Origin of the sequence: Pseudomonas sp. RL_105y_Pfl2_101 (genome assembly GCF_963970585.1) — a bacterium.
Taxonomy (GTDB): domain Bacteria; phylum Pseudomonadota; class Gammaproteobacteria; order Pseudomonadales; family Pseudomonadaceae; genus Aquipseudomonas.
The window spans coordinates 1-24,184 of record NZ_CAXAPG010000032.1 but is presented as its reverse complement, the minus strand read 5'-3'; the positions used below and the strand labels follow the sequence as shown (position 1 = coordinate 24,184).

The following is a 24,184-nucleotide window of genomic DNA, read 5'->3' as shown; positions in this document are numbered from 1 at the left end:
ATAATGGCGTCAGTAATCCCTCGGGCATTCGTGTCCAGCGTTTCCAAAGCAGCTATTCTGATGCTCGCCGCCTCTGTGCGCTAGTGACTATAAAGCTAATCATCCACCAAATTTAGATTTAAAATGTACAGAGAGTTGTCCCGCCGCCATGCTCAGAAGCATTTCAAATACAGATGCTACGATAGTTCTATTTTCGCGCCAGCGAAGATAGAACAAAAAACTTGGCTCCAATATATATACCGTCCTATCACACTTACTCCATTCTAGCAGCTCAAAATTTCTTTTATCTTGAAAGTTCTTTAGAGATGCCAGAGTGCTGTTGATAGATGCTGCGGGAGGTAGTTCAGAAGCGGCTAATCCAGCAGCTTTCAGGCGGATATCAATTTCGTGCCTGGTAAAACTAAACGTTGGCGGATCCTGAGCAAAAAGTGCAAGAATTATTTTATATGTATCGTATTTTCTGGCCTGCTTCCTAGGCCCTTGTACGAGCTGGGCATACCACGATTCGAAATTTGAATAACGGGTCTTAGCAACCTTGTGCATCGCTTTTTGAGCATCGCCCTTAGTAAAGGAGATACTGTTTTCGGGATCCCACTCAGTAATGCCTTTGTCGATAAAAAGCTGAGCGCATATTTGTTGAGTAAGAATTGGCAACCCTGCACTTTCTTCCGATATTGGATTCACTACTAGGGATTTATCAGCAACATTTAACAATGTCAGGCCTTTATTGGCGATGGCCTTTAGATCACTGTCCGACCATCGACCCAGGTCAATGTGCGTGATCCTCCCAATTAGATCCGAGTTCGCGGTTGCCAAATCAACACCATGGTGCGTAGTGCCAACAACTATCACTGAAACTTCATTATCCGTGAAGATTTTCCACTGCTGAAAAACTTCTCGCTGCACCACTTCAGTTAAGTAATGAAAATCCTCAACTACTAGTACTGCATTTGATTTTTTTAGCAAAGGAACCAGATGAGTTGGAGACGGCTTCGCGAGTATGGCGTCCTTTACTTCCTTTTCAGCTTTAGCATCGGTGATACCTACCCCTACTGTTCCCTTTAAACTCGCAAGCCATCCCCAACCTAAGGTCCCGCTTACGCTACCTGTTCCGCTAATTGTTCGGGTGCGCCCATCCTCCAAGGTCTTTAGGCGAGAAAAATCCAAGTTCTCTAATGGATAGCTCCAGAAATCATCAGCTTTAAGGGATGCACTGCATCGTACACGAAGAGGTTCCTTATCAAGTTCCGATAATACCTTTTGATAAAGGGTCGTCTTTCCTGTTTTTGAGGATCCGGTGATTAAACAAAGAATTCCATTTTCTAAAATCCCCTGTTTAAGCTCTGCTTCGTACCTCCCTTTTTCACGTTGGACATAGGTTTCACTAGAGGCTTTGCCCCCATTAAAAACGTCAGCAATTACTATGGTGGTCATATGCTGCCCTTGCAAAATATAAAACTATAAAAAGAATACTGGTGTAATGTATACATATACTATATCGCTTTATCATGGCTGATAGCTATCGGTACATGCATGTGCCGCGTTGGGGCACCAGACGCTGTCGCCACGGTTACGGCCTCTAATTTACTCGTAGTGCTGTAAGCGATCCACCATGTACACATTCAAAACTGCCCGTTGAAGCCTGATGCTGTGCTCCCGATTCCCATCAGGAGCCCGCAGTTATGATGCGCCCCGACGCCAAAGTTGAAAAAGTCTACCTCTACCCCAAGCCTGTCGACTTCCGAAAATCCATCGACGGCCTCGCCGCCTTGGTCGAATTGGATATCAAAGTGGCGGTGTTCGACCCCGTGCTTTTTGTTTTTCTGAATCGCCCCCGTAATCGGGTGAAAATACTTTATTGGGAGCGCAACGGCTTCTGCCTTTGGCTCAAGCGCCTCGAATCCGAACGATTCAAAACGTCCCCTGACGATACGGATGAAGCCATTGTCCTGACGGTTCAGGAACTGAACTGGCTGCTCGACGGTTTTGATCTCTGGCGCAACCGTCCGCATCAGGTTTTGACGCCGCGATTCGTCGCTTGATTGGGTATAATCCGGGCCATGATTTCCATGCCCGACAACCTCCCTGATGATCCGGTTCTGCTCAAGCAAATGCTTGTGCAGATGTTCAGTGAGCGTCAGGTGGACAAAGACCAGATTGTTGACCTGAAAGAACAGATCAAACTATGGCGTCAACGTTTTTTCGGGCGCAAATCAGAGCAAACCGTCGATCCGCAGACGCCACAGCTCGCGCTCTTTAATGAACCCGAAAGTCTCGCGGTTCCGGTCTCCGATGAGTCTGACGAAGAAGTCGTTGCCCCGACCCAACGCCGAGGCAAACGCAAACCACTGTCAGCCGATCTACCACGCATCGAAGTCATTCACGAACTGCCCGAACATGAACTGACCTGCGCGTGCGGCTGCCGCAAACACACCATCGGTGAAGAAACCAGCGAACAGCTTGAAATCGTGCCGATGCAGATCCGGGTGATCAAACACGTCCGCAAGGTCTACGGCTGCCGTGGTTGTGAAGCCGCGCCAATCACCGCCGACAAACCGGCCCAATTGATCGAAAAAAGCATGGCCAGCCCCAGCGTCCTGGCGATGCTGCTGACCACCAAATACGTCGACGGTCTGCCACTGTATCGGTTCGAAAAAGTCCTTGGCCGACACGGCGTCGACATCCCACGCCAAACCCTGGCGCGCTGGGTGATCCAGTGCTGCGAACACTTTCAGCCGCTGCTGAATCTGATGCGCGACCGGTTGCTGGAAAGTCCGGTGATCCACTGCGATGAAACGCGGGTACAAGTGCTGAAGGAACCGGATCGAGACCCGACCAGCCAGTCCTGGATGTGGGTGCAGGCCAGCGGCCCGCCTGAGCGCCCAGTTATTCTTTTTAACTACACCACCAGCCGCGCGCAGGAGGTGCCACTGCGTCTGCTCGCCGATTATCGTGGCTACCTGATGAGCGACGATTACGCTGGCTATAACGCCGTGGGTGCGCAACCGGGTGTCGAGCGTCTGGGCTGCTGGGCGCATGCGCGGCGCAAGTTCGTCGATGCGCAAAAAGTGCAACCCAAAGGCAAGACGGGCCGTACCGATATCGCGCTGGCCATGATTAACAAGCTGTATGGTATCGAACGTGAACTCAAAGAGGTCACGGGTGATCAGCGTTTTGTCGGTCGCCAGGCACAGAGCTTACCGGTGCTTGCCCAACTGAAAAGCTGGCTGGAGAAAACCCAGTCCCAAGTGACGCCGCAAAGTGCGCTGGGCAAGGCCGTTAATTATCTGGCCAGCAACTGGAGCCGGCTGGAGCGTTACGTGGAGGCTGGGTTTTTACCGATAGACAACAATAAAGCCGAGCGCGCAATAAAGCCGTTTGTCATAGGGCGCAAGGCATGGCTGTTCAGCGATACGCCCAAAGGCGCCACCGCCAGTGCGCAGATCTATAGCTTGGTCGAGACCGCCAAGGTCAACGGCCAGGAGCCCTATACGTGGCTGCGCCACGTACTTGAGCGGTTGCCGCATGCATCCACGGCAGAAGACTACGAAGCGTTGTTACCGTGGAACTGCTCACCGGAAATGCCACGGTAAACGGAAACCGTACCTGATTGTAGGTGTGCTTGGTGGATCGCTTACGTAGTGCTTGGCTTATGGTCAATCGCCAGCATCTGACTAGGACAGGCCGAAACCGGCCACAAGCAGCCGATCTTGACTGCCTGCTTTTGGCCGAAAGCGACCTGTTCTCGGCCACTTTGTACCCGCCTGCCGGTAATATAAGCGGTACAACTTTCTACGCGAGTGGCGCCCTATGCCCCAAAACCGGGAGTGACTACAGGCAGGAGTTTGCCATAAGCGGATATTCAAAATATCTACTAAACTGTGGTCGATTCATAGCGAGTGAACGGTACATCGTTTTTCAGGCAGGCCGTGAAATATCAAGCGAGGCGCGACATGGATGAAATACCTGCTCAACTGTTATTGAATACCGATATCGACACCGTCATCGTTCTAGTAGTTGATGATCAACCAATGATTGGCGAGGCCGTACGCCGTAACCTAGCCGGTGAAAGCGATATAGAGCTTCATTACTGTGTGGATGCGATGCAAGCCGTTATTGAAGCCGAGAAAATAAAACCCACGGTAATTCTTCAAGATCTAGTCATGCCAGGGGTTGACGGTTTCTCACTAATAAAAAATTATAAAGAGAACCAAAATACTCGAAACATACCTATAATTGCCCTATCAACCAAAGAAGATCCAAAAATAAAGAGTCACGCCTTTGAAGTTGGCTATAGCGACTATATAGTTAAATTGCCGGACCCCATAGAACTTGCAGCTCGCCTTCGATATCATTCCCGATCCTTTAATACCACAACACAACTAGATCGGGCATATCACGCCTTAAGAGCTAGTCAGCAACAACTATTAGATACAAATCTATTTTTGCAACGCGCAAACAATAAGCTGCAACAGCTAATAAATTCCGATGGCTTGACTGGACTTTCAAATCGTAGGCATTTTGACGAATTCTTAGAGACCGAGTGGCGGCGCGTGGGAAATGAACATTTAGAGATATCTTTATTGATGATTGACGTCGACTTCTTTAAGCTGTTCAACGATCGCTTTGGGCATTTGGCTGGCGACGAGGCGCTAAAAAGTGTTGCATCTGCAGTGCGGGATACGATAACCAACGAGAATTATTTGCCAGCACGATACGGGGGAGAAGAATTCGCAGCAATCTTGCCTGGAGCGTCGTCAGATGAAGCCAAAGTCATTGCGGAAAAACTACTCGAGAATGTGGAGTTACTAAACATACCGCACTGCTCACCAAATACTGATTCTGTAGTTACAGTTAGCATTGGGCTCGCTACTTTTGCACCGATAAGCTTGGGAAGCAGCAAACTGCTGATCGAACTCGCTGACAAGGGGCTATATCTGGCGAAGGGCCGTGGCCGTAACCAGGTAGCCATTTATAGGGAAAAGTGAATCCCAGACTCCCTTTGGAATCCGCTGATATCCAAGCCTTTCAAAAAATCTGCACCTGCCAAGGATCAAACATCACCCTTGAATCCGAGACGAAATATCAACGAGGTTTCGGCCAGTCGCAGATTGCTCGCACAGGATGGGTCGAGGTTAAGAGACATTCGAGTACCACCTCACCATCAACGGCTAAGGGTTGTAGCGAATACAGAGCGCGGGCCGGTTGCAAAAAGACAGATGCCGCTAAGTAAGGGCTCGGCCAAGGTCTGTCCCCCTCAGGCACGGTAGCCACTGGCATTTCTCCTGTGCGCTGTGGCCTAGGGAGGGGGTCAGTCAGGGGGGCGGGGATGCGCATAGCACAGTGCAGCACAGAGCGCCTCACACCAATAGTTACAATATAACAATCGACTTTAAAAACCCCCAACAGCCACTAGGGCCATCGGGGAAAGGCGACTCAAACGAACTAAGTACACAGAGGGTTGCACTTACTCCTAGCACCTAGGGATTGCTCCTAAGGTGCCAGTGATAAACGACCTCAGTAACCGGCTGCATCCAGTTCTTCGGCTGTGACAGTACCGGCCTTGATCTTCTCTAGCAGCTCAAGCTGTGCCTTGGCATCACGGGTACGATCAGCCAGAGCCTGAGCCTTAGCCTCTTCATCACGGATACGGGCTGCCTCAGCCTTACCTTCTGCATTTACAGCAGCCTCTGCCTTGAGTAGACGCGACAGGTTGAACTCGACAGCACAGGTGCGGACAGTACCAGGACGCGGGCCAGCCACCTTGAACATCGGGTCATAAGTCAGGGCTTTCAGGATCTTGTCTGAGTGCAGCTCGTTCCAGCCAGCACCAGCCAGAGCCAGCGCATCGTCTTCACTGAGCAAAGTGCAGGAAAGGTCTTCGACTAGAGAGCGTGCGTGCTGATGACCATTGAACGGGCAGGCCAATACAGACAGCTTAGCCCGAAGGGACTTAGCCAATGCACGGGAACGGGAGCCATCATCGAACACGAGGCTGTACACCTCAGCACCTACCGAAGCCCAGCCTTTGTAATAGGTCGGGGCCATGATCTTACGTCGCCCACCGTTGCTATCTCGACGTGCCCCCGCAAGGGCACCAATGAAGGCAGGTAGGGTAGGTGAGAAACGATCGGCTAGCAGTGCTTGCCATTCGCCATACGCGAAGTCTGGCGAGCGGTACTTGTTCCTGAACAGGTCGCTGTCAGGGGCTTGGGTTTCAATGCTGTTCATCAGCTCCAGCAGGAAGGTAAAGGCGTTCTGGTAGTCCTCAGGACGTGGCAAGTTGGCTGGCAGTTCGCCAATGTACCGACCATGTACCTTGAGGCATTCCAGATGCTTGACCACTTCGGCGCCTACCATCGCCATGTCTCGCAACTTGGCATCGTGAGAGTCACGACCGGGGATCAGGTAGGAACGGTAGGCGCGGAAACTGGCGGTGATGCCATCGGCTACACGGGATACAGGGTTGCGGGACAGCTCATCCTTGGCACGGTCGGTGCCGTATTGCTTGAGCAGTTCCAGTGCAGGGCGCACCTTCATTTCGTTGATGGTCAGCGCGGAGTTGTAATTCAGGGAAGTCATTGTGTCACCTCTTGGGTATTAGTTAGTTTGGGTTAGTTATTTCTTATTATTTTTATTAGCGTGCTTCTCTGGCCGCACTCTTTTGCCAGTAACAGGATCAACTTGCGTTGTATGCAACTGAGGAGGCCGACCGGGAGTAAAGCAAGACACAACGTCTGAGATTAGGGGCAGGAGATATGGTGCGCGAGTCATTTGCGGTAGCGTTTGTTTGGCTTCGTCGCAAAGTTGATGGCACCTACGTTGTGTAGCAGCCAATCACGGGCGCCAGGAGCCAGATCCAACTCGGGACCATTGTTGCCACGGTTGCGGACATAGAACCCGGTAGCTCTACCCTTGCCAGTTTCCGCCACTTCGCCGCAGACAATGCGCCAGAAGCCGTGAGTCTCGTAAATATATTGCTTGGCAAGTAGCGGACGTTCGATGCCATACATGTCACAAGCAACTGTCCACGTCATCGAGTTCTTATTATCGATGCGGGAATATGCCCTGAGCTTGTAGCAGTTATCGGCAAATAATTCCTGATGCGCCATTGCCAAACGCTCATATACCTGAGCTGATAACAGTGCATCACTGCGAACAGCGATGAAGACAGAAACAACCATCTTGTAGAAGTCGTTACTGACCCACATAGCGTAGGCGATAGTGGCCACCTCGGTGCCCAAAGTCTCGCTACCAACCAAGCTGTGCAAATTTGCACAAGCTGCCAAGTCGCGGGAAATGGATGTACGCCATTGGGCTGGACGTTTGGAGTTTGCTAGCCCTAGACGACAGTGCATCTCGGTGAGGTTAAACATACCCTGAGTATCAGGGATAAAGGTGTGGCTATTGCCTTTTGCATCACGCAGGGTAATAGGCAGCGCCTTACTAGGTTCTGGGTTCATGGTCATCTCTATATATGTGGGTGGATTGCTCTCGTTAATGGATAGCGGACAGCCTTCTTGAGCCGATATAGACGGCGACCAAACCGGAGAACCCCGGAACCAGAAGACTGACAGCTATGCACTACGAAAGCTAAATATGCAAAATTGCACAGCTTAATAAGGTTGGCTGGGAAGCTGTGGCTACAGAGAGAGTCCCCACAGCCTTATCTATACAGCAACTTAAAACCCCGAAGCGTTGCGCTTAAGGTCTGCCTGCATCAGCTTTTTCGACTGCGGTGACAGCGCCACAGGCTCAGGCTCAGGTGATGCCCGTTTTTGCTGGCCAGTCTTGAAAATGGTTATCTGACTCAGCATGTACTGCTGCTCTGTCTGAACGTTGCGATTAAGCATTGCCACCCTCCTTATGCTGGAACAATATCCGCGCCATCGTTGGTGATAGCTATCCATGCGTCACTTGGCTTATTGCCAGCGGCCATATACAGCACAGGCTTAGCGTAGCCACTGACAGTAATCATGGCGCCGTAACGCTTGCCACTCTCGTGCTCTTGGTTAATAGAGGAAGCTTTGTTGCTCACATCAGTGCTTGGATACACTGGCATATTGTGCAGAGTTACGCCTTGCCTCTTGGTCGCCTTGAATGCGCCGAAGTCGCCGGTAATTGGAGTTGCCATGGTCTGTTACCTCTCTGTGATTACTAGGATGTGTGTAGTGAGGATAGAACAACTAACCGCCCACTAAAGAAACGGGCTGCTAATGGTTGCCACTGTCACTTTCCCTAGCGGGTCTTTTCTCATAAGAGAAAAGGAGAATTGCTACTGTTGCTACTGTTCTTCTTGTCCTACCAATTCCATTGGGATCGCAGACCGATGAACCTAATAATAATTCTCATTTAGAGCATCGACCTGTGCAATTGAAACAACGCTTGACCGTTTGTATATATCGCGATAGGACGAATACTCGACTCGCTATTCTATAATGCAACTTAATTACCGGGTCTATCGGTGTGAGACTTTCTGGGACTCCCGGCCAAAACGAGAAAGCCCCTGAGGCTCGCTGTGAGCGCCTGAGGCTTTTGGGGGACGCGTAGGTCAGTGCTCTACCCCATTGCTGTCTATGCGCGGTGTGGGGCCTGCTGGGCTGGATACCTCGTAACGTCTATAAGCTCTCCCCCCCTCTTCATAAGGAGAAGAAGGGAGGAACAACTATCACTACTTGAGCAACTAGACAATACTGGGCTACTACTCTACATCTCCCACTGTAGACTACTTAACCTACTCTCCCTAATAGACAATACTGAGTGCTACTAACACTACCATCACTACTACACTACTGTTGCTACTGGGGTTCTCTCTATAATGCAACTTAAAGGGCAATCGGGCTACAGGCCCCGTATTCCGTGGCCTCCAGCGGTTTTGATTAAATAATAACCAGCCTCCAGAAGTCTAACAGTGTGAGACTTTGTGACCAGAATTGGCAATCCGGTCACGCTTGCCGCTGGCCGCTCTAGAATTCGAAACTGTGGGATTTCAAGTGTCTAGCACTGTGAGACTCAGCAAATCTAAGCTATCGGCGATCCTATAATGCAATTCAAAGCCTAAACCAGCTTTGAACCCGTGAGGCCCTGAGAGCGCGCCTGAGGCACGTTTACCCGTACCCGTCACATCGTCCTGGGGTTTCCTGTGACAGCCGCAAGCGAAGCAGACATCTAATTACCCGGAGCTTTAGCAGCACATCGCGCATAACCATCCCGGCGCTTGCCCTGAACCTCAGCCCTCGACCAGTGGGACAGCCGCTGTCAGGTGGGATACCGCAACCGTGAAGGCCGGTGATAGGTATTGGCCTCCCCCGTGGATCGACGTAGCGTCTGCGCGCTCTGGTGGCCTTCCACGGTCAACATAGGATTGATCAAGACATACCCGCTAGGCGGCTTGCAACTGGAATAACCGGTGATGCAAGTGATCGCATGCCCGCGTGTAAATGCTGGGTCTCAAGCTCAAGCTCCCCGCGTTACGACTCAGACAGACTCCTTGGCGCAATGGCGCTTCACGGTCCGCAGGGACAGCCCTAGAGCCTCGGCAACCTCAGATTGACTCATACCCTTGGCACGCAGCTCGCGCACCTGAGACGTGACGTCATCAGCTACAGGACGACCCAGCTTCACACCAGCAGCCTTGGCACGGGCGAGACCCTCACTGGTACGCTCCCGGATACGGCCACGCTCCATCTCAGCCAGCGCCGCCATTACCTGCATGATAAACCTACCCTCTACGCTGGTCAGGTCTGAGGCTGGCAGGTCGAGCGAGATAACCCGAATGCCCAGAGCCATCAGTTTATCGATGGTGGCCTGCACGTCGATGCTGTCACGACCAAGGCGGTCAAGCTTCAGCACTACCAGCGTGTCACCACTCTCTAGACGATCTACCAACCTTGCAAAGACTGGACGTTCTGAGGCTGGCACTGAGCCGCTGATAGTCTCACTGTGTACCCGGTTCGCAGGGATGATGTATCCACGTTCCTTGATGGCGTGCATCTGGTTGTCAGTGGTCTGCTCGGTAGTGGATACCCGACAGTAGGCGTATGTACGTGCGGTCATGGTGTCACCTCTGGTGTGTCTAGCTGGCCTATGGTGCCAAGTAATGGTGACAACAATACAAGTGGTGCCAACAAGTGTCAAAGCCTATTTTGATGTCACCACTTCGCGACATGTTTTTAGGGTGATGACAATTGATCGTTTGATGTCACCACCTACAAACCAGACCGACCGGCCAGCGCCCAGCCCCAGACAGCAGCCATTGCACGACCAACGCATGCACAGCCAACGATAGAGCAAGAGGATCGGCACTAGCCCCAACTCGACGCATCGACCGGCAAACAGCAGTACAGAGCACCACGGCCAGCGCAGCCCTGAGAGTTTGCAAAATGGAATATTCCACTCTGGACCTGACCAGCCCTCAAGCCCCTGAGAGGCCGCATGTATTGAGAGAGGCCCTGCCCTAGGATTGTGTAAGAGGCATGCCCGTTTCCAACGAGAGACGACGACAGCCCCGGCCAGCCAGCAGATGAGGGGCACCCCTCGACTCGCCAGCCCAGCAGGCACACGTCCAGCCCCCCTATGGGGGAACGCCCAGCCGCCGCGAGCGCGAGATATGCCTCACGGGTGCAAACCATTTTCGATTCGGGCCCGGTGGTTGCTGCTGATAAAAAGTCCCCTGAGCACCTCAGCCATGGTTTCAACGGGAACCCCAGAGCCGTATGTGTCAAAAGTAATCGTGCCAGAAGCATGCCCCATCACCGCCTGGGCATAAGTTGTTGGAACCCCTCGGACCTGCATTAGGGAAGCCAGAGAATGACGCAATGAGTGGAACACCAAACCACGCTCATAAGAATCTCCAAGAGCCGCTGGGATGGCCTGTTGATTAGCCCACTCGCCTGCCGGTCTGTAACCAATTTGCGCCAATGACTCGGACTCGCTGAGCTTGCGCGCTTCGACATACCTCAGGAAAGCTGCAAGGTCGAAACCATAGGCACCATCCGTCAAAGGCACCACCCGTTCACTGCGCTTATTCTTGATGGATTTCCCTTCACCGGCCTCATTGATATGAATGCCTGTAATCCCTGATGCAAAGGTATGAATGTCCCCCGTGGATAGCTGGGAGATTTCGTTGAGACGCCCGCCAGTGATGATGCCCAGACTCAACAGCCAGCGCTTCCATGAGGTCTCAGGCAGATTGTTGGCGTATTGCATCAGCTTACCTACCTGCTCCTGGCTGAGCGCCTTACGGCTCGACTCTAGGCCCTTGGTGAATTTGAGTTTCTTATCGAAGGACTTTTCGAGGTGGCCGTTTGCAACCGCCCAATTCAGGACAGCCGAGAGCTTCATTAGCATCTGATTGACCGTTGACGGCTTACGCGTAGTAGCAAGCTGGTCCCTCAAGGAAACGAGGTCTGCCCGTGAGTGAGTCCGAAAGTCCAATGCCCCTAATGCGGAGCAGAGAACTCCATGCGTGAACTTCGTGCTACTCAGCGTATTGGCTTTCTGCTCGCTTGCCCGATCGGCCATGTAGAGACCAGACAGAACCTCAAAGGTCATCGAAGGCCCCCTTATAGGTTGAGACGCAGAGATGCCGCCCACCAGTTGCAACGAGCTGGAAGGGAAAGCCTCAAGGTTCGAAGAACGACACTCACCACCTGCGTGCAGCGCCCCCCAAGCATGCGATGACTCCCCTACGCGTTTAGAGCCAAGTACCTCTGCCGAGACCGACAAGAAATGCTCCCTCAGCTCAGACCATAGAGCCTGTGGGTTCTCCAAGTGGAATTCCCTGATTAAGCCCGATAGCTGATCTGAAGCACCCAGTGCGGCCCTTCTGTTGCTGGTCCTGAGGGAAACAGAAGTGGACTCAGTGGTGCTACCTGTCGCCCTCAAACGCAGGTAGTAGATACCGTTGCGCCTGTAGTGATATGGCATAGCGAGCCTTGTGGCAGGCCTCTGAGATGCGAGGAGACTTGTGACAGTGGTTGTGACAGCAGGTCGCGGTAAAGTGAGGTTCATCTCGGTTAAGCCCCGTATTCATTGGGTTAACCTGTATCACCCGACAATTCTGGATGTACTGCCGGGAGGACTTGAGGAAGCTGAAGCGGATTACGTTGTTGTGGGATTACATTCGCCAAGTGACTGAACAGAACCAGCCACTGCTGATGGGCGACAGCCGGGAGATGGTGTTCGCCGACTAGCCGGCGATGACCACGATGGCGACGCGGCGGTTTTCGGTGCGGCCGCTGGCGGTGTCGTTGGAAGCGACCGGTTTGCTGCTGCCCAGGCCGCGCAGTTGGACGTTCTCTTCGCGCATGCCAACGCTTGTCAGCACCTTGCTCACGCTGACGGCCCGACGCATCGACAGTTGTTCGTTATAGGCCTGGGAGCCCGATGCGTCGGTATGACCATCGATGCGCACCCGCTGGATTCCCGCCTCCAGCAGCGCCTTGCCAATGCGTTCGACGATTTCGGTACTGGCCTGGTTGAGGTTTTCCACGTCACTGCCGAACAGGACTTTGCCTGACAGACCGAACGCCCAGCCATCGTCAGTCAGTTCGAAGCCTTGTTGCTTGAGTACGGCGATTTGCGCGGGGGTCAGGCCCTTCTGCGGTGCCGTCTGGCAACCGCTCATGGCCAGGACGGCCAGCAACAAAAACGCCGCGAACCAGCGCAGGGAAAATGAAGGGTATGAACGCACGAGTCAGCTCCTGGTTTGAAAATCAGCGACGGGGTGATCCGACCCCGTCGTATGTTGACCGCCTCGAGCGAGGCGTTTGGCTTGGTACATTGCCGCATCGGCGGCGTGGAGTAAGGTGCCCGGCGTGGCACCATGATCGGGGTAAACGGCAATGCCGATACTGAGGGACGTCAGCACTGAAGCATTACCGGGCAATTGAATCGGCATTTCCATGCTGGCGATGATTTTTTCGGCGATCCGCTCGGCGTCCTCGGCCTTGTGCAGGGGGGCCAGCAGCACGGCGAATTCATCGCCTCCCAGGCGCGCGACCAAGTCGTCTTCACGCAACTGTGCCCGGACCCGGGTCGCCACGGCCGTCAGCACCGCGTCACCAGCGGCGTGGCCGAAATTGTCATTGATGCCTTTGAACCGGTCGCTGTCCAGGTACAACACGGCCACTTGCTCGTTGAGCTTGCTGGCGTTGCGCAAGGCGCGGATCAGCCGGCCCTCGAAAAACGCCCGGTTCGGCAAGCCAGTCAAGCTGTCGTGGCTGGCCTGGTGTGCCAGGGTTTCGTTTTCGCTTTGCAGGTGGGTCTGCCAGGACTCCAGTTCGTCGAGCAGTGCATTGAAGTCATTGGCCAGGTTATCCAGTTCGGCGATAGCGGCCGGCGGCACGCGTCGGTCCAGGGCGCGCTCGCTGCGTGCCGCGTGGGCCACTTCGGCCAGGCTGCGCAATGGTCCGGTGATCGCCCGCAACTGACGCCGCGCCAGGTACAACGCCACCCAGGCACTCACCGCCGTGCACAAAATGATCCCCGTCAGACCGCTGAGTAAAAAGCGCAACAGGCTGCCACCATGCCCCGCCAATAGAACGCTGCCAATGTTCTTTCCTTGGTGAACGATTGGCAGGCTGATGGGCTTTTCCAAAAACGCCTTGGCAATGTGCATTTCCAGTTCCGACAATAAACCGGTGTCCGGACGTTTCCAGCGCGCCAACAGGCGGCCGCGCTCATTGAACACTTGGGCATCGGCAACCTCCTCGGTGGAGGCAATCAAAGCCAGTACCTCGGTGGCCGCCGCCGCGTCATCGAATACCACGGCCGCTTCCACGGTGTAGTTGATCGAACGGGCGATCAGGTGCAGGTTGTGATCGGCATAGACCCGCAACGCCAGCAGGCCGAGCAAGGTCAGGGAAACACTGGCCATGGTGATTGCCACCAACGCGACAATCAGGTGGCCGCGCCCGATGACCGCGCCCAGGGTGGGACGGACCTTTGGTTTGCCCTGTTTCATGGCGCTGCGGGCCTGCGGCGGGAAAGCTGCAGCACACTCGGATGTATGCGCACGCCACTGCGTGCCACCGAGTCGAGGTTGACCTCGAAAGACACTTGTTCATCGCCGACCCGCAGGCAGAACAGACTCCCCACAGTGCACTGGTCGCCACCCTCGCTGATGCTCAACACCGGCCTGCCAATCAAGGACGCAAACAGACGGGTGTGCTCATCGTTGGTCAGCCGGCCGATGTAGACCGCGTTGCAGCCAGTGGCGATGTCAGGATGATCGGCCAGTAACCGCTGCACATTCACCGGCCGCCCCGTGGCCTGGGTGGTGCCGTTGACCAGATCGTCGGTGTATTGGGTGGGTCCGACGATGCACAGTTGCAGTTCGGTTGGCTCCACAGGCCAACGGGCGTAGCTGAGAATTCCCAATACAACCTGGGTCACGGCTTCGGACCGCTGCTCGGCCTGGGTCGTGGCTGCCTGCTCCTGAGCAGCCCCGACAGGCACCAGCAAACACATAAGGCTGGCAAGCAGAAAATGCCTCCAGCCCTTGCTGCGCACCGCGTCCCGTACAGGCACTGTCATGGAAAATCTCTTGATACAAGCGATTAGTGCCGGAACGATAGCACAGTGCCAAAAAGCCGGCGAGACAGGGTGTTACGTAGGCTTCGAAACGAAACAGGTGAAATCACAACGGGGGCATGAATCATTAAAAGCTGATGATTCAGTCAGGCTGCTCCAACTCCAGCATCAACCCGCTCAAGCGCTTGACCTTGCGCCGGACCGCCTCCTCGAATACCCCCGCTCGCGGCTCAATCAGACTGAACCATTGCTTGCCCCGGGTAATGGCGGTGTACACCAGTTCCTTGGTCAAGACCGGGTTCAGCGCATCCGGAAGAATCAACGCGGTATGGGTGAATTCCGAGCCCTGGGATTTGTGCACGGTCATGGCATACACGGTTTCCACGTCATTCAGGCGGCTGGGCAGGACGAAACGCACACCGCCCTGGCCGTCGTTGCGCGGGAAAGCGACCCGCAGGACCTGTTTGCCGGCATCGGGGCCGTCACGCTCGGGCAACTTGAGGGCAATACCGATATCGCCGTTCATCAACCCCAGCCCATAGTCGTTACGGGTCATCAGCACCGGGCGTCCTTCGTACCACTGGTGATCGCTATCGATAAGACGGGCCTTGAGCAATGCGGCGGTGATTCGCAGGTTCAGTCCTTCGACGCCCCACGGGCCTCTGCGCACCGCGCAGAGCAATTGGAATTCGTCGAAGGCCGCCAGGACTCCCCGGGCCCAGTCGGCCCAGCAGCGGTCTTCCAGCGGGCGAGAAGCGGCCGGGCGGTGCTGCCGGAGCAGGCTCAGGTAATGCCGATACCCTTGGGGTCCTTCTGGCTTGCCGTCGAGTAACAGCGTTTCCAGTTTCGTATCGTGCTCGCTCGCCAATTTCAGGGAAGACAGATCGGCATGCTGCCCTTGCTCCAGCAATTGACGGGCTTTTTCAGGCTGCTGCTGGTTGACCCAGCGAGCCAGTTGACCGATCCCGCTGCCCTCGCCGAAACGCCGGGAATGCCTGAGCATGACCACTTGCTGTGCCAGGGGATGAGTAGCGTCCAGATCCTGCTGCAGATCACTGGCCGCCAGGTTTTCACCACTGACCGACTCAAGCCAGGCTCGGGTCTGGGGGCTGTACCAGCCGTCCTCGGCGTCTCGACACAAATCCCCCAGCACCGCACCGGCTTCTACAGAGGCCAACTGGTCCTTGTCCCCCAGCAACACCAACCGTGCATGGGCCGGCAGTGCATCCAACAGATTGGCCATCATCTCCAGGTCGATCATCGACGCTTCATCGACCACCAGCACATCCAGTGGCAATCGATTGCCGCCGTGGTGGCGAAAATGTCGGGTGCCTGGGCGACTGCCCAACAATCGATGGACCGTCGTCACATCGCAAGGAATCCGTTCGCGCACAGCGGCGTCCACATCCAGGGTCCGGACCTGCTGGCTGATGGACTCGGTCAAACGCGCCGCCGCCTTGCCAGTGGGCGCGGCCAGGCGAATCCGTAGCGGTTTCCCGGCTTCGACCGCCGGTGCCTGGAGCAGGGCCAGCAGGCGCACAACGGTCGTGGTCTTACCGGTGCCCGGGCCGCCGGTCACGATGCTGAAGGCCCCGCGGGTCGCCAGTGCGCAGGCCAGTTTCTGCCAATCGATCGGGCCGCTGGCATTGGCCGGCCCGAACAACCCGCCCAAACGCTCGCGCAGATCGCCGGGCGCCGCTTCATGCTCGATAAGCCGTTGACGCAACGCTTCATCGATCCGCCGTTCGTAACCCCAGTAGCGGCGCAGATAAAGACGCTTGCCAGACAGCACCAACGGACGCTGCTGCGCCTCATCGCTCCCATCCACGGCCAGGGCTACCAGGCGACTGGACGCCAAGACCTTGCACCAATGGCCGCCGTCCAGTGTCGCCAATATTTGCGATGGCAGCAGCATCACGCCAGTCTCCAGGTCACCCTCGGGAGGCAGAGACAGCGCAAAATCCGGTTCCTTGAGGGTCTCGAACAGATCCAGGCAAACATGCCCGTGACCCAGTTGATGGCTGGTCAGCGCAGCGGCGAGCAGGACCAATGGATCATCGTCAGGTGCCAGTTCATGGAGGAACGCCACGAATGCCTTGTCCAGGGCACGCAACCAGCCGCGCTCGACCCAGCGCGTCAGCAACAACAGCAGGTCCTGCGCACGACTCAAGGGCGCCAACTCCACCAGGTGTTCGCCATCGGACGATTTGGGCAGCAGGTCGGCAAAAGAACGACTCATAGCAATTCTCCTTGTACCCACGCCGGCTCAGCCTTGGGTTCGGGCGCCCCCTGGAACAAGCGATCCAGTTGCTCGATCAATGCCCGTGGCGGCTTGGTGAAATAAACACCCTGACTGGTGGAGCGAGTTCCGCGGAGGAACAGGTACAACGCGCCGCCGACATGCCGGTCGTAGTCGTAATCGGGGAGCCGTGCCTTGAGCTGGCGATGCAGGGCCAACAGGTACAGCACGTATTGCAGGTCGTAGCGATGGTCCAGGATTGACTGTTCCATCGCCTGTACGGTGTAGGCCATGTCATCGACACCCAGCCAGTTGGATTTGTAATCGACCACGTAGTACCGACCGTCGTGCTCGAACGTCAAATCGATGAAGCCCTTGAACATGCCGTTGAGCAGCACCGGCTCCGCCGCGATGCGGGCCACACCGCCATGGGTGAACCGGCAAACCAGTTGGTCAAGCTTTTGCACATCAACCTTGTGGCTGGCGAACCAGAACTCCATCTCGACCTGGAATCGGCTCAGTTGCTCGAGCACTACCGGTGCCTGGTCGTTGCCGACGTGCATGGGCATCTTGATCAGGTGCTGCAGCCAATCGCTCAGCGTGGTGATCCAGCCTTTCCAACCTCGGCGATTGCAGCGTCGGGCAATGGCATCCTCGATATCCGCTGGTGTCGATGAAAAGCCCTCCCCGGCGGCCCACTCCAGCAAACCATGCAGGAAAGTGCCGGGGTTGGGGCCACGGGGAAAGCGGTGGATGTCGCCACCAACAGCGATAGTCTCCCTGGGAGCATCCGGATCCAGTCGCTCATCGTCGAACAGTTTCTGGGCCTGGGGATTCTCTGGCGCGGTATCGCTGCCTTCGCTCAGGCTGTCGCTGATGCGCAAGGCACTGTAGGACGCGATCCACCAGTTCTCGCTGGCTTTTCGCAAGGGCACCAAGGGTTCAAGCAACACGGCTTCGTTGCGCGGAGGCCGGTAGTGCTCGTCGGTAGCTTCGGGCATAGGCTGGCAGTTCACCGCGTCGCTGCCTTGTTGCAGGTCGTCCAGCCAGCGCCTCAGTTCCACCGACTCGGTGAGCGGTGCACCACCGCCCAATAGATACCCCAGCGCGGACACGTGGAGGATCGAGCGATTGTTGCTGCCCCGCTTGAGATCCGCGACACCTAGCCAGCAGGCATGTTGTGCACGGGTCAGTGCTACGTAGAGAAGCCGCAAATCCTCGGCCAGACGCTCGTCATCGGCCTTGGCGATCAATTCGGCAGTGGGCTTGAGGCTGATCTGCGCCTTGTTGGCCTCATCGTGGTAATGCAACGGCAATCGGCTGCCGTCCACCGGTTTCGTCGAGCAGATGAAGGGCAAGAAGACCAACGGATATTCGAGGCCCTTGGACTTGTGGATCGTGACCACCTTAACCAGTTGCTCATCACTTTCCAGGCGCAGGATCTGCTCTTCTCCCGCTTGTCCGGACAAGGCCAGGTGCTCGGACAAATGCCGGATCAAAGCTTGTTCGCCATCCAGCTCACCGGCGGCTTGCTGCAACAGTTCGCATAGGTGCAGCAAGTTGGTCAGCACCCGCTCGCCATCACTGCGCGCCATCAGGGCCTGGGGCAGTTCGAAATCATGCAGCAGACGCCGCAACATCGGCAGCACGCCCTGGCTGCGCCAGACCGTACGATAACCGCGAAATTGCATGACCCGGGCTTCCCAGGCCAACTCATCCTGATTGAGACGCTCCAGCTCCATCAGCGACAGGTTCAACGTGATACTGGCCAGGGCCGCCCGTAGCGGTCGTTCGGCATCCGGCTCGGCACAGGCCCTGAGCCAGATCAGCAAATCCCGCGCTTCCTGCGAGGCAAAGACCGAATCCTTGTCGGACAGATAAACACTGCGCACGCCCCGCGCGGACAGCGCGTCTCGCACCGCCTGCGCTTCTTTACCATCGCGCACCAGGATGGCGATATCTGCCGGACGCACGCCTCGCAGCACTTTTCCATCGATCGTGAAGCCAGCGCGTCCCGACTGACCGCCGTTGAGCAACGCCGTGATCTCACTGGCGCAGACGGCCGCCATCGATTGTCGATACACCGCACCGGAAAGCGGCTGCTCCGACGACAGGTGCCAGATGTTCAGCGCCGCGACCGCCTGCCCTGCGACCTGCAAGGACTCCTTGCGCCCCTGGGACTCAACGGACAGGAACGGCACCGGATTCTCTCCCGTAGACCCACGGAACAGAAAGGCCCCACGCCCCTTCGGACGGGACTCGGCATTCTGGAAAACATGGTTTACCGCACCCACCATGGCATGGCTGGAACGGAAATTCGTGCCCAGCGTGTGCAGTCTGCCAGCAGTGGCTTCGCGAGCGCGCAGATAGGTATAGATGTCGGCACCGCGAAAAGCGTAGATCGCCTGCTTAGGATCGCCAATCAGGAAAAGTCCGGTCTCAGGGTCGTTGTCTTCGATACGGTAGATGCTTTCGAATATCCGGTATTGAACCGGGTCGGTGTCCTGGAACTCATCGATCAGCGCCACCGGAAACTGTTCGCGGATCAGGCTCGCCAGACGCTCGCCTCCGTCGGCCTGCAGGGCCGCATCGAGACGCAGTAGCATGTCATCGAAGCCCATCTCGGCGCGGCGACGTTTCTCTGCTTCGAAGCGCCCCCCGACCCATTGTGCGGCATGCTGCAAGACGGCGGCATCGGGCGTGGGCAACGCGTCCAGGCTGGCCTTGAGAGCGGCCATGGCATCCAGCCCGGGATGGTTGGGCACTTCACCTTTCCAGGCTTCGGCCATGCCCTCGGGCGTCAGCCGCGTGAATCCGGTGCCAATGTCCAACAGCTCAAGGCTTTCGTCGTCCACCCAGGCAGTGATTTTCTGAAACCACGGCTCGAAGTAACGCGCCTGCATCTTGCGCCCGTCGACAGATTTGCTGGCGACGCCTTGCTGGCAGATCTCCAACAGCTCCACCGCCCATTGCCGCCACGGCGCCTTGAGATCGAGCAAGGCGGCACTGCGCTCCTGCAAGGCCGCGGCGATGAGTTCGGCAGGCTCAAGCCCGTCACCGTCGCCACGCTCGCTGGAAAACAAAGCTCTCACCCGCGGCAACAGCGCAGCAGGCCCTCCCCAATGGGTACGCACCCAGTTCAGTGCCTCGCCCTGCATCGAATAGCAGAACAACCGCCAATAATCGCGCAGTACCTCGCCCAGCAATTCGCTGTGGTCGGTTTCCAGGGTTTGGGTGAACAGGCTACCGCTGTCGAAGGCATGCTCACGCAACATGCGCTGGCACCAACTGTGGATGGTCGAGACGGCCGCTTCGTCCATCCACTGCGCAGCGATGTCCAGCCGGTTCGCGCAGCCAGGCCATTGGTCAGCGTTGAACTCATCGCGCAACGCAGCGATCAGCGAATCCGGGGCGGGAATTTCGTCGCGCAAGAAACGTGCAGCTTCGGCCAGACGGGTGCGAATTCGTTCACGCAACTCCTTGGTGGCAGCGTCCGTGAAGGTCACTACCAGGATTTGCGGTGGAAGCAACTCGCGGCCAAAACCGGACGCCGTACCGCCATGCCCCAGCACCAGGCGCAGGTACAGCGCCGAAATGGTGAAGGTCTTGCCGGTACCGGCGCTGGCCTCGATCAGTTGGCTGCCCCGTAGCGGGAAAGCCAGGGCCAATGGTGTCTGCCGACTCATGAACGGGCCTCCTCGCCGACCAACGAACGCCATGGGGCTTCGAGCAATGGTCGGTAGAGCGCATCGCACCAATCGGGAAATGTTTCGTCAGCCATCAAGGCTTCGAAATCAGGAAACTGTCGAGCCAACGCCGGACTTTCCCCCCGTTCGCCCTCAAACGTCTGTCCATCGCCTTCATAGGCTTTGCGAGCCGCCGCTTCGGCCTTGACCGGATCAGTCTGGCCGAGCCAGGCGAAAGCCGTCTTCACGGCGATCGGTAGCGGCTGGCGCATACCGGTCTGCCAGGCCAGCAACATGTCGCCCAGTAGCCTTTGAGCGACAGGTTCTTCAAAAGGTGCCAGTTGCAAGCTGTCATCACTGGCCACCAGTGCTGTCGTCAACGACAAGCCATTAGCGCAGGCCACAAGATGGTTGACCCAAGGCCGTATCAGCCGATGCCACTTACGGGTCTTGATGGAGCCAATACTGTTAGGTATGGCCGTGATGGCGAGGACCGCACCGTCGGAGCGCTGGTGCAAGCCACTGAGCCATCCTTCGACATTCACGCCCTGCAATTGCAGGCTGACTGGCACAGCGCTGAGCGACGGTGTCGGCCATAGCGCCAGAAGCTGTTGGTAACGCTGGAGCAGATCCGGCAGGGGTTCGATCAATTCACGCTGCATGCATTCACCGAAACCGGCCATGGGTAACAGACCACTGTTCTGCAGCCGCTGGGCATGGGCGGTGAGGGCAAGATCCGGCTGGTCCAGGCGTACCAGGGCGGCCTCGAGCAAGCTGTCACTCAGGCTGTAGCGTTGCAGCGCATCGAGCACAAAAGGTTCGTCATCGGCCAGAGGCGCTTCAATGGCCTCGAAGAACACTTTCAGCCGCTGGCTGAAGAAATGGCGGACGGGATTGCGCAGGAAATCCTGCAACTGACCGAGGCCCAAGGGCTCTTCCTGGACGTAGGGTTCCAGCATCTGATTTTTATCGGTGTGATCGCAAGCGTCATGGAGCATCCGCCATTCGCTGGCGTAACTGAACAGCTCGTCACCTTGATGGAAATAACGTGCGCTGAACGGTTGCAACGGATGCTCCTGGGTCAGGGCATCAAGAAGAGTCTTGCTGTCATCTGCCAACCGCCAGCCACTGGCGAGATGATCGCGCAGTTGGCCGATCAACACCGATGCCGGGCGCTCGCTGTTGTCGCGAATACTGCGACCCACCCAACTGATGTACAGCTTTTCCCGGGCAGAAAGCAGCGCTTCCAATAGCAGGTAACGGTCGTCCTCACGGCGGGAACGATCACCCGGGCGATAATCGCCGCCCATCAGGTCGAAGTCCAAGGGGGGCTGGGCGCGCGGGTAATCACCGTCATTCATCCCCAGCAGGCACACCAGCTTGAAGGGGATCGCGCGCATCGGCATCAAGGTACAGAAGTTGACTGCACCGGCCAGGAAACGCTGGGACAGTCGCCCCTGATCCAGTCCGGCCAACCACGCCTCACGCACCACCGTCAGCGGCAATTCATCGTACAGCCCCACCGACTCACAGGTTTCCAGCCAGGTTTCACGCAAGTCTTCGAGTTGGGCCAGCAAATAGTCGTCATGTTCGTTGCTTGCCTGGAAAAACAGCTGCATCAGATCTTGCAGGCGTGAACCCCATTGCTGCGGCGATGCCGGTCGGGTGAGTTCCTGATGGGCCACTTCCAGGGCATCCAGCAAAGCAACCAAGGGACCGATCAACGCCGCATCCAGGCCACCGATTTCGTCATAGGGCTCAATGCCCTCATAAGCGTTCGAACTGCCGACGGCATACCCCAGCAACATACGACGCAAACCAAAATGCCAGCTGTTCTGCTCAAGCTCCGCGGGCAGGCCCAACCCGGCACGGTGTTCGGCGCTCATCCCCCAGCGAATGCCGGCGCCTTCGATCCAGCGGTGCAGTGTCGGCAGGTCGGCCTCATCGATGCCAAAGCGTTCGCGCAACGCCGGAACATCCAGCAGATCGAGGATTTCGCTGACCGGGAAACGACTGTCTGGCAGCTTGAGCAAATGCTCGACGGCGATCAGCAGTGGATCCCGTCCACGCTGGCCCTGGTCGGTCAACGTGAAGGGAATGAACCGCGGGTCGCTCCTGTCGAGCTGACCGAACACTGCGCGAATGTGCGGTGCATAACTGTCGATGTCCGGGACCATGACGATGATATTCCGTGGGCGCAGGGTCGGATCCGCACTGAAGTGGGCGAGCAATTGGTCGTGAAGAATTTCGACTTCACGCTGAGCGCCGTGGGCCACATGAAAACGGATCGAGCCGTCTCGCTCTGTATCGACGAAAGGCCAGTGTTCCCGGGTTTCGTTCAGGGGGCGCAGTTCCAGGATGTCGTCCTGCAACTGGCTGAGAAGGGTCGTGGGGCTTCCATCAGTGAACAGGTCAATTCGCCCATCGCGAAATACCGTGCGATAGCTGTTGGGGTCATCGTAGCTGTCGAGCAAGTTAATGTAGTCGCGCCCTTGCTTGCCCCAGGCGGCCAATAACGGATGGGCATGTTGATGCAAAGTTTGCGGATCGAGGACGACGGGCATGCCGGCCTTGCGTGCCTGGCGCTTGTATTGGTGACGCAACAAGTCCTTGTCGGCGACGATGTCCGCCCAATGATGACGACACGGGTTATGCACACAGAGCAGAACCTGGCTGAACCGGGAAAGGCCGGCGAGCGCCTCGAGGACTTGGGCAGGCAAAGACGAAATACCAAACACGATGACCCGTGCGGGCAGGCCTTTCGGAGCGACTTCCAGGCTGTTGATACGTTCGATGTAACGCTGATGAACGCCTGCACGGCTTTGCGCCATGCCCTGCTCTCCCACGTCCAGCAACAAGGCGCGCCACAGTTCCGCTTGCCAGCAATTTGCCGGCGCGAGCGGCTTGGTTTCGCCTCGGACAGTTCTTGTCTGGTGTCGACCTTCAGCCCAATCCTCAAGCCAGTCAGCCCGGTACACCTGGTACTGATCGAACAGATCGGCAAGACGTTCGGACAGCTGATAGCGTTTGCGCAAGTCGGTGTCTTGGGTAAGGAATCGTCGCAGAGGTTCGAAATGAGGCTGCTCGATCAACTGCGGCAGTAGACGCATCAGGCGCCAGGTTAACGGAGCCTTATCCAGCAGGGATTTGGCCGGAATTTCGTCGCGTCCCAAGACCGCTCGATAAAGTTGCCACATGAAACTGCCCGGCAGTTGCACATCAATGGCAGCCGCAATACCGCAGCCGCCGGAATCATCGTCTTCCGGGTCTTCAGCCAGCGCAAGCTTGAGCCATTGGGCAATGCCGTTGCTTTGTACCAGCGCGATTTCATTTTCAAGGGGAGCCAGCGGATAGCGCCGCATCAAGCTGATCACCAGGCTGCGCAATTCATCAAGGCGATTCCCGTGAACCACCATGAACGCAGGGCTAAGGGACGTTGCGTCCGGCATGAAAGGCATCCTTGAAAATGCAAAAGCTAGGGGCAGAACCTTATCACTGTCGGGGGGTTGTGACAGCTGGGAGCTGTCCGCGCTTGTCGTAAGAACTTTCCTGCGGGCAAAAACAAAACCCCTACCTGCGTCAGCAGATAGGGGTTTTGGAATTTAATCTTGACGATGACCTACTCTCACATGGGGAAACCCCACACTACCATCGGCGATGCATCGTTTCACTGCTGAGTTCGGGATGGGATCAGGTGGTTCCAATGCTCTATGGTCGTCAAGAA

Annotated in this window: 16 protein-coding genes, 1 rRNA gene and 1 pseudogene; 4 read left to right on the top strand and 14 right to left on the bottom strand. The window is 56.4% G+C overall.

What is annotated here, in order from left to right:
- Positions 1–99: 99 nt before the first annotated feature.
- The gene (locus tag AACY31_RS23960; RefSeq protein ID WP_339505160.1) at positions 100–1,434 is read right to left on the bottom strand and encodes an AAA family ATPase; all 1,335 of its coding nucleotides are present in this window, start codon (positions 1,432–1,434) and stop codon (positions 100–102) included.
- A 248-nt stretch (positions 1,435–1,682) separates the two neighbouring features.
- Between AACY31_RS23960 and tnpB the strand changes: the two genes are divergently transcribed.
- The 3 genes from tnpB (at position 1,683) to AACY31_RS23945 (ending at position 4,988) form a co-directional block, all read left to right on the top strand.
- On the top strand, positions 1,683–2,042 hold the full coding sequence (tnpB, locus tag AACY31_RS23955) for an IS66 family insertion sequence element accessory protein TnpB (RefSeq protein WP_060766773.1): 360 nt from the start codon (positions 1,683–1,685) through the stop codon (positions 2,040–2,042).
- An 18-nt stretch (positions 2,043–2,060) separates the two neighbouring features.
- Positions 2,061–3,593: an IS66 family transposase gene (tnpC, locus tag AACY31_RS23950; RefSeq protein ID WP_339483770.1), complete on the top strand. Its 1,533-nt coding sequence runs from the start codon at positions 2,061–2,063 to the stop codon at positions 3,591–3,593.
- Between the two features lie 360 nt (positions 3,594–3,953).
- The gene (locus tag AACY31_RS23945) at positions 3,954–4,988 is read left to right on the top strand and encodes a GGDEF domain-containing response regulator (RefSeq protein WP_339505159.1); all 1,035 of its coding nucleotides are present in this window, start codon (positions 3,954–3,956) and stop codon (positions 4,986–4,988) included.
- A 529-nt stretch (positions 4,989–5,517) separates the two neighbouring features.
- On the opposite strand, the gene AACY31_RS23940 is transcribed toward AACY31_RS23945, so the two are convergent.
- The 6 genes from AACY31_RS23940 to AACY31_RS23915 all read right to left on the bottom strand — a co-directional run bounded on the left by AACY31_RS23940 (position 5,518) and on the right by AACY31_RS23915 (position 11,553).
- Positions 5,518–6,582 (bottom strand): hypothetical protein, encoded by a 1,065-nt coding sequence (locus tag AACY31_RS23940; protein WP_339505157.1) that lies wholly within the window; start codon positions 6,580–6,582, stop codon positions 5,518–5,520.
- Positions 6,583–6,770: 188 nt separating this feature from the next.
- Complete coding sequence (locus AACY31_RS23935) at positions 6,771–7,463, bottom strand: KilA-N domain-containing protein (protein ID WP_339505155.1); 693 nt, start codon at positions 7,461–7,463, stop codon at positions 6,771–6,773.
- Between the two features lie 219 nt (positions 7,464–7,682).
- Positions 7,683–7,853, bottom strand: coding sequence for a hypothetical protein (locus tag AACY31_RS23930; RefSeq protein WP_339505153.1), 171 nt, complete (start codon positions 7,851–7,853; stop codon positions 7,683–7,685).
- 11 nt (positions 7,854–7,864) lie between these two features.
- On the bottom strand, positions 7,865–8,134 hold the full coding sequence (locus AACY31_RS23925; RefSeq protein ID WP_339505152.1) for a hypothetical protein: 270 nt from the start codon (positions 8,132–8,134) through the stop codon (positions 7,865–7,867).
- Positions 8,135–9,477: 1,343 nt separating this feature from the next.
- Positions 9,478–10,056, bottom strand: a complete 579-nt coding sequence (locus AACY31_RS23920) for a recombinase family protein (RefSeq protein ID WP_024617842.1) — start codon at positions 10,054–10,056, stop codon at positions 9,478–9,480.
- Between the two features lie 558 nt (positions 10,057–10,614).
- Positions 10,615–11,553, bottom strand: coding sequence for a tyrosine-type recombinase/integrase (locus AACY31_RS23915; RefSeq protein ID WP_260676485.1), 939 nt, complete (start codon positions 11,551–11,553; stop codon positions 10,615–10,617).
- A gap of 491 nt (positions 11,554–12,044) precedes the next feature.
- Here AACY31_RS23915 and AACY31_RS23910 point away from each other — a divergent pair.
- Positions 12,045–12,194: pseudogene (locus tag AACY31_RS23910) on the top strand (LysR family transcriptional regulator); the annotation flags it as partial.
- Here the strand turns inward: AACY31_RS23910 and AACY31_RS23905 are convergent.
- The 7 genes from AACY31_RS23905 to rrf all read right to left on the bottom strand — a co-directional run bounded on the left by AACY31_RS23905 (position 12,191) and on the right by rrf (position 24,182).
- On the bottom strand, positions 12,191–12,628 hold the full coding sequence (locus AACY31_RS23905) for an OmpA family protein (protein ID WP_339482379.1): 438 nt from the start codon (positions 12,626–12,628) through the stop codon (positions 12,191–12,193). The pseudogene AACY31_RS23910 and the gene AACY31_RS23905 sit on opposite strands and share 4 nt — an antisense overlap.
- Positions 12,629–12,697: 69 nt before the next feature.
- Positions 12,698–13,966 (bottom strand): diguanylate cyclase domain-containing protein, encoded by a 1,269-nt coding sequence (locus AACY31_RS23900; RefSeq protein ID WP_339492825.1) that lies wholly within the window; start codon positions 13,964–13,966, stop codon positions 12,698–12,700.
- Complete coding sequence (locus tag AACY31_RS23895) at positions 13,963–14,538, bottom strand: YfiR family protein (RefSeq protein ID WP_339482375.1); 576 nt, start codon at positions 14,536–14,538, stop codon at positions 13,963–13,965. Before AACY31_RS23895 ends, AACY31_RS23900 begins: the two co-directional genes overlap by 4 nt.
- Positions 14,539–14,677: 139 nt before the next feature.
- On the bottom strand, positions 14,678–16,774 hold the full coding sequence (recD, locus tag AACY31_RS23890; protein ID WP_339482376.1) for an exodeoxyribonuclease V subunit alpha: 2,097 nt from the start codon (positions 16,772–16,774) through the stop codon (positions 14,678–14,680).
- Positions 16,771–20,460 (bottom strand): exodeoxyribonuclease V subunit beta, encoded by a 3,690-nt coding sequence (gene recB, locus AACY31_RS23885; RefSeq protein WP_339482377.1) that lies wholly within the window; start codon positions 20,458–20,460, stop codon positions 16,771–16,773. Before recB ends, recD begins: the two co-directional genes overlap by 4 nt.
- Positions 20,457–23,909 carry an exodeoxyribonuclease V subunit gamma gene (recC, locus tag AACY31_RS23880; RefSeq protein ID WP_339492826.1) on the bottom strand — a complete coding sequence of 1,151 codons (3,453 nt, stop codon included), beginning with the start codon at positions 23,907–23,909 and terminating at the stop codon, positions 20,457–20,459. The genes recB and recC overlap by 4 nt, the downstream gene beginning before the upstream one ends.
- A 157-nt stretch (positions 23,910–24,066) precedes the next feature.
- Positions 24,067–24,182 (bottom strand): 5S ribosomal RNA (rrf, locus tag AACY31_RS23875).
- Between the last annotated feature and the right edge of the window lie 2 nt (positions 24,183–24,184).

Bases quoted from the DNA above. Each gene is read 5' to 3' on its own strand.
- tnpC (WP_339483770.1), top strand. From the start codon at position 2,061: ATGATTTCCATGCCCGACAACCTCCCTGATGATCCGGTTCTGCTCAAG.
- AACY31_RS23920 (WP_024617842.1), bottom strand. From the start codon at position 10,056: ATGACCGCACGTACATACGCCTACTGTCGGGTATCCACTACCGAGCAG.
- recC (WP_339492826.1), bottom strand. From the start codon at position 23,909: ATGCCGGACGCAACGTCCCTTAGCCCTGCGTTCATGGTGGTTCACGGG.
- AACY31_RS23935 (WP_339505155.1), bottom strand. From the start codon at position 7,463: ATGAACCCAGAACCTAGTAAGGCGCTGCCTATTACCCTGCGTGATGCA.
- AACY31_RS23895 (WP_339482375.1), bottom strand. From the start codon at position 14,538: ATGACAGTGCCTGTACGGGACGCGGTGCGCAGCAAGGGCTGGAGGCAT.
- AACY31_RS23940 (WP_339505157.1), bottom strand. From the start codon at position 6,582: ATGACTTCCCTGAATTACAACTCCGCGCTGACCATCAACGAAATGAAG.
- AACY31_RS23945 (WP_339505159.1), top strand. From the start codon at position 3,954: ATGGATGAAATACCTGCTCAACTGTTATTGAATACCGATATCGACACC.
- tnpB (WP_060766773.1), top strand. From the start codon at position 1,683: ATGATGCGCCCCGACGCCAAAGTTGAAAAAGTCTACCTCTACCCCAAG.
- AACY31_RS23900 (WP_339492825.1), bottom strand. From the start codon at position 13,966: ATGAAACAGGGCAAACCAAAGGTCCGTCCCACCCTGGGCGCGGTCATC.
- recB (WP_339482377.1), bottom strand. From the start codon at position 20,460: ATGAGTCGGCAGACACCATTGGCCCTGGCTTTCCCGCTACGGGGCAGC.
- AACY31_RS23925 (WP_339505152.1), bottom strand. From the start codon at position 8,134: ATGGCAACTCCAATTACCGGCGACTTCGGCGCATTCAAGGCGACCAAG.
- AACY31_RS23905 (WP_339482379.1), bottom strand. From the start codon at position 12,628: ATGAGCGGTTGCCAGACGGCACCGCAGAAGGGCCTGACCCCCGCGCAA.
- AACY31_RS23915 (WP_260676485.1), bottom strand. From the start codon at position 11,553: ATGACCTTTGAGGTTCTGTCTGGTCTCTACATGGCCGATCGGGCAAGC.
- AACY31_RS23960 (WP_339505160.1), bottom strand. From the start codon at position 1,434: ATGACCACCATAGTAATTGCTGACGTTTTTAATGGGGGCAAAGCCTCT.
- recD (WP_339482376.1), bottom strand. From the start codon at position 16,774: ATGAGTCGTTCTTTTGCCGACCTGCTGCCCAAATCGTCCGATGGCGAA.
- AACY31_RS23930 (WP_339505153.1), bottom strand. From the start codon at position 7,853: ATGCTTAATCGCAACGTTCAGACAGAGCAGCAGTACATGCTGAGTCAG.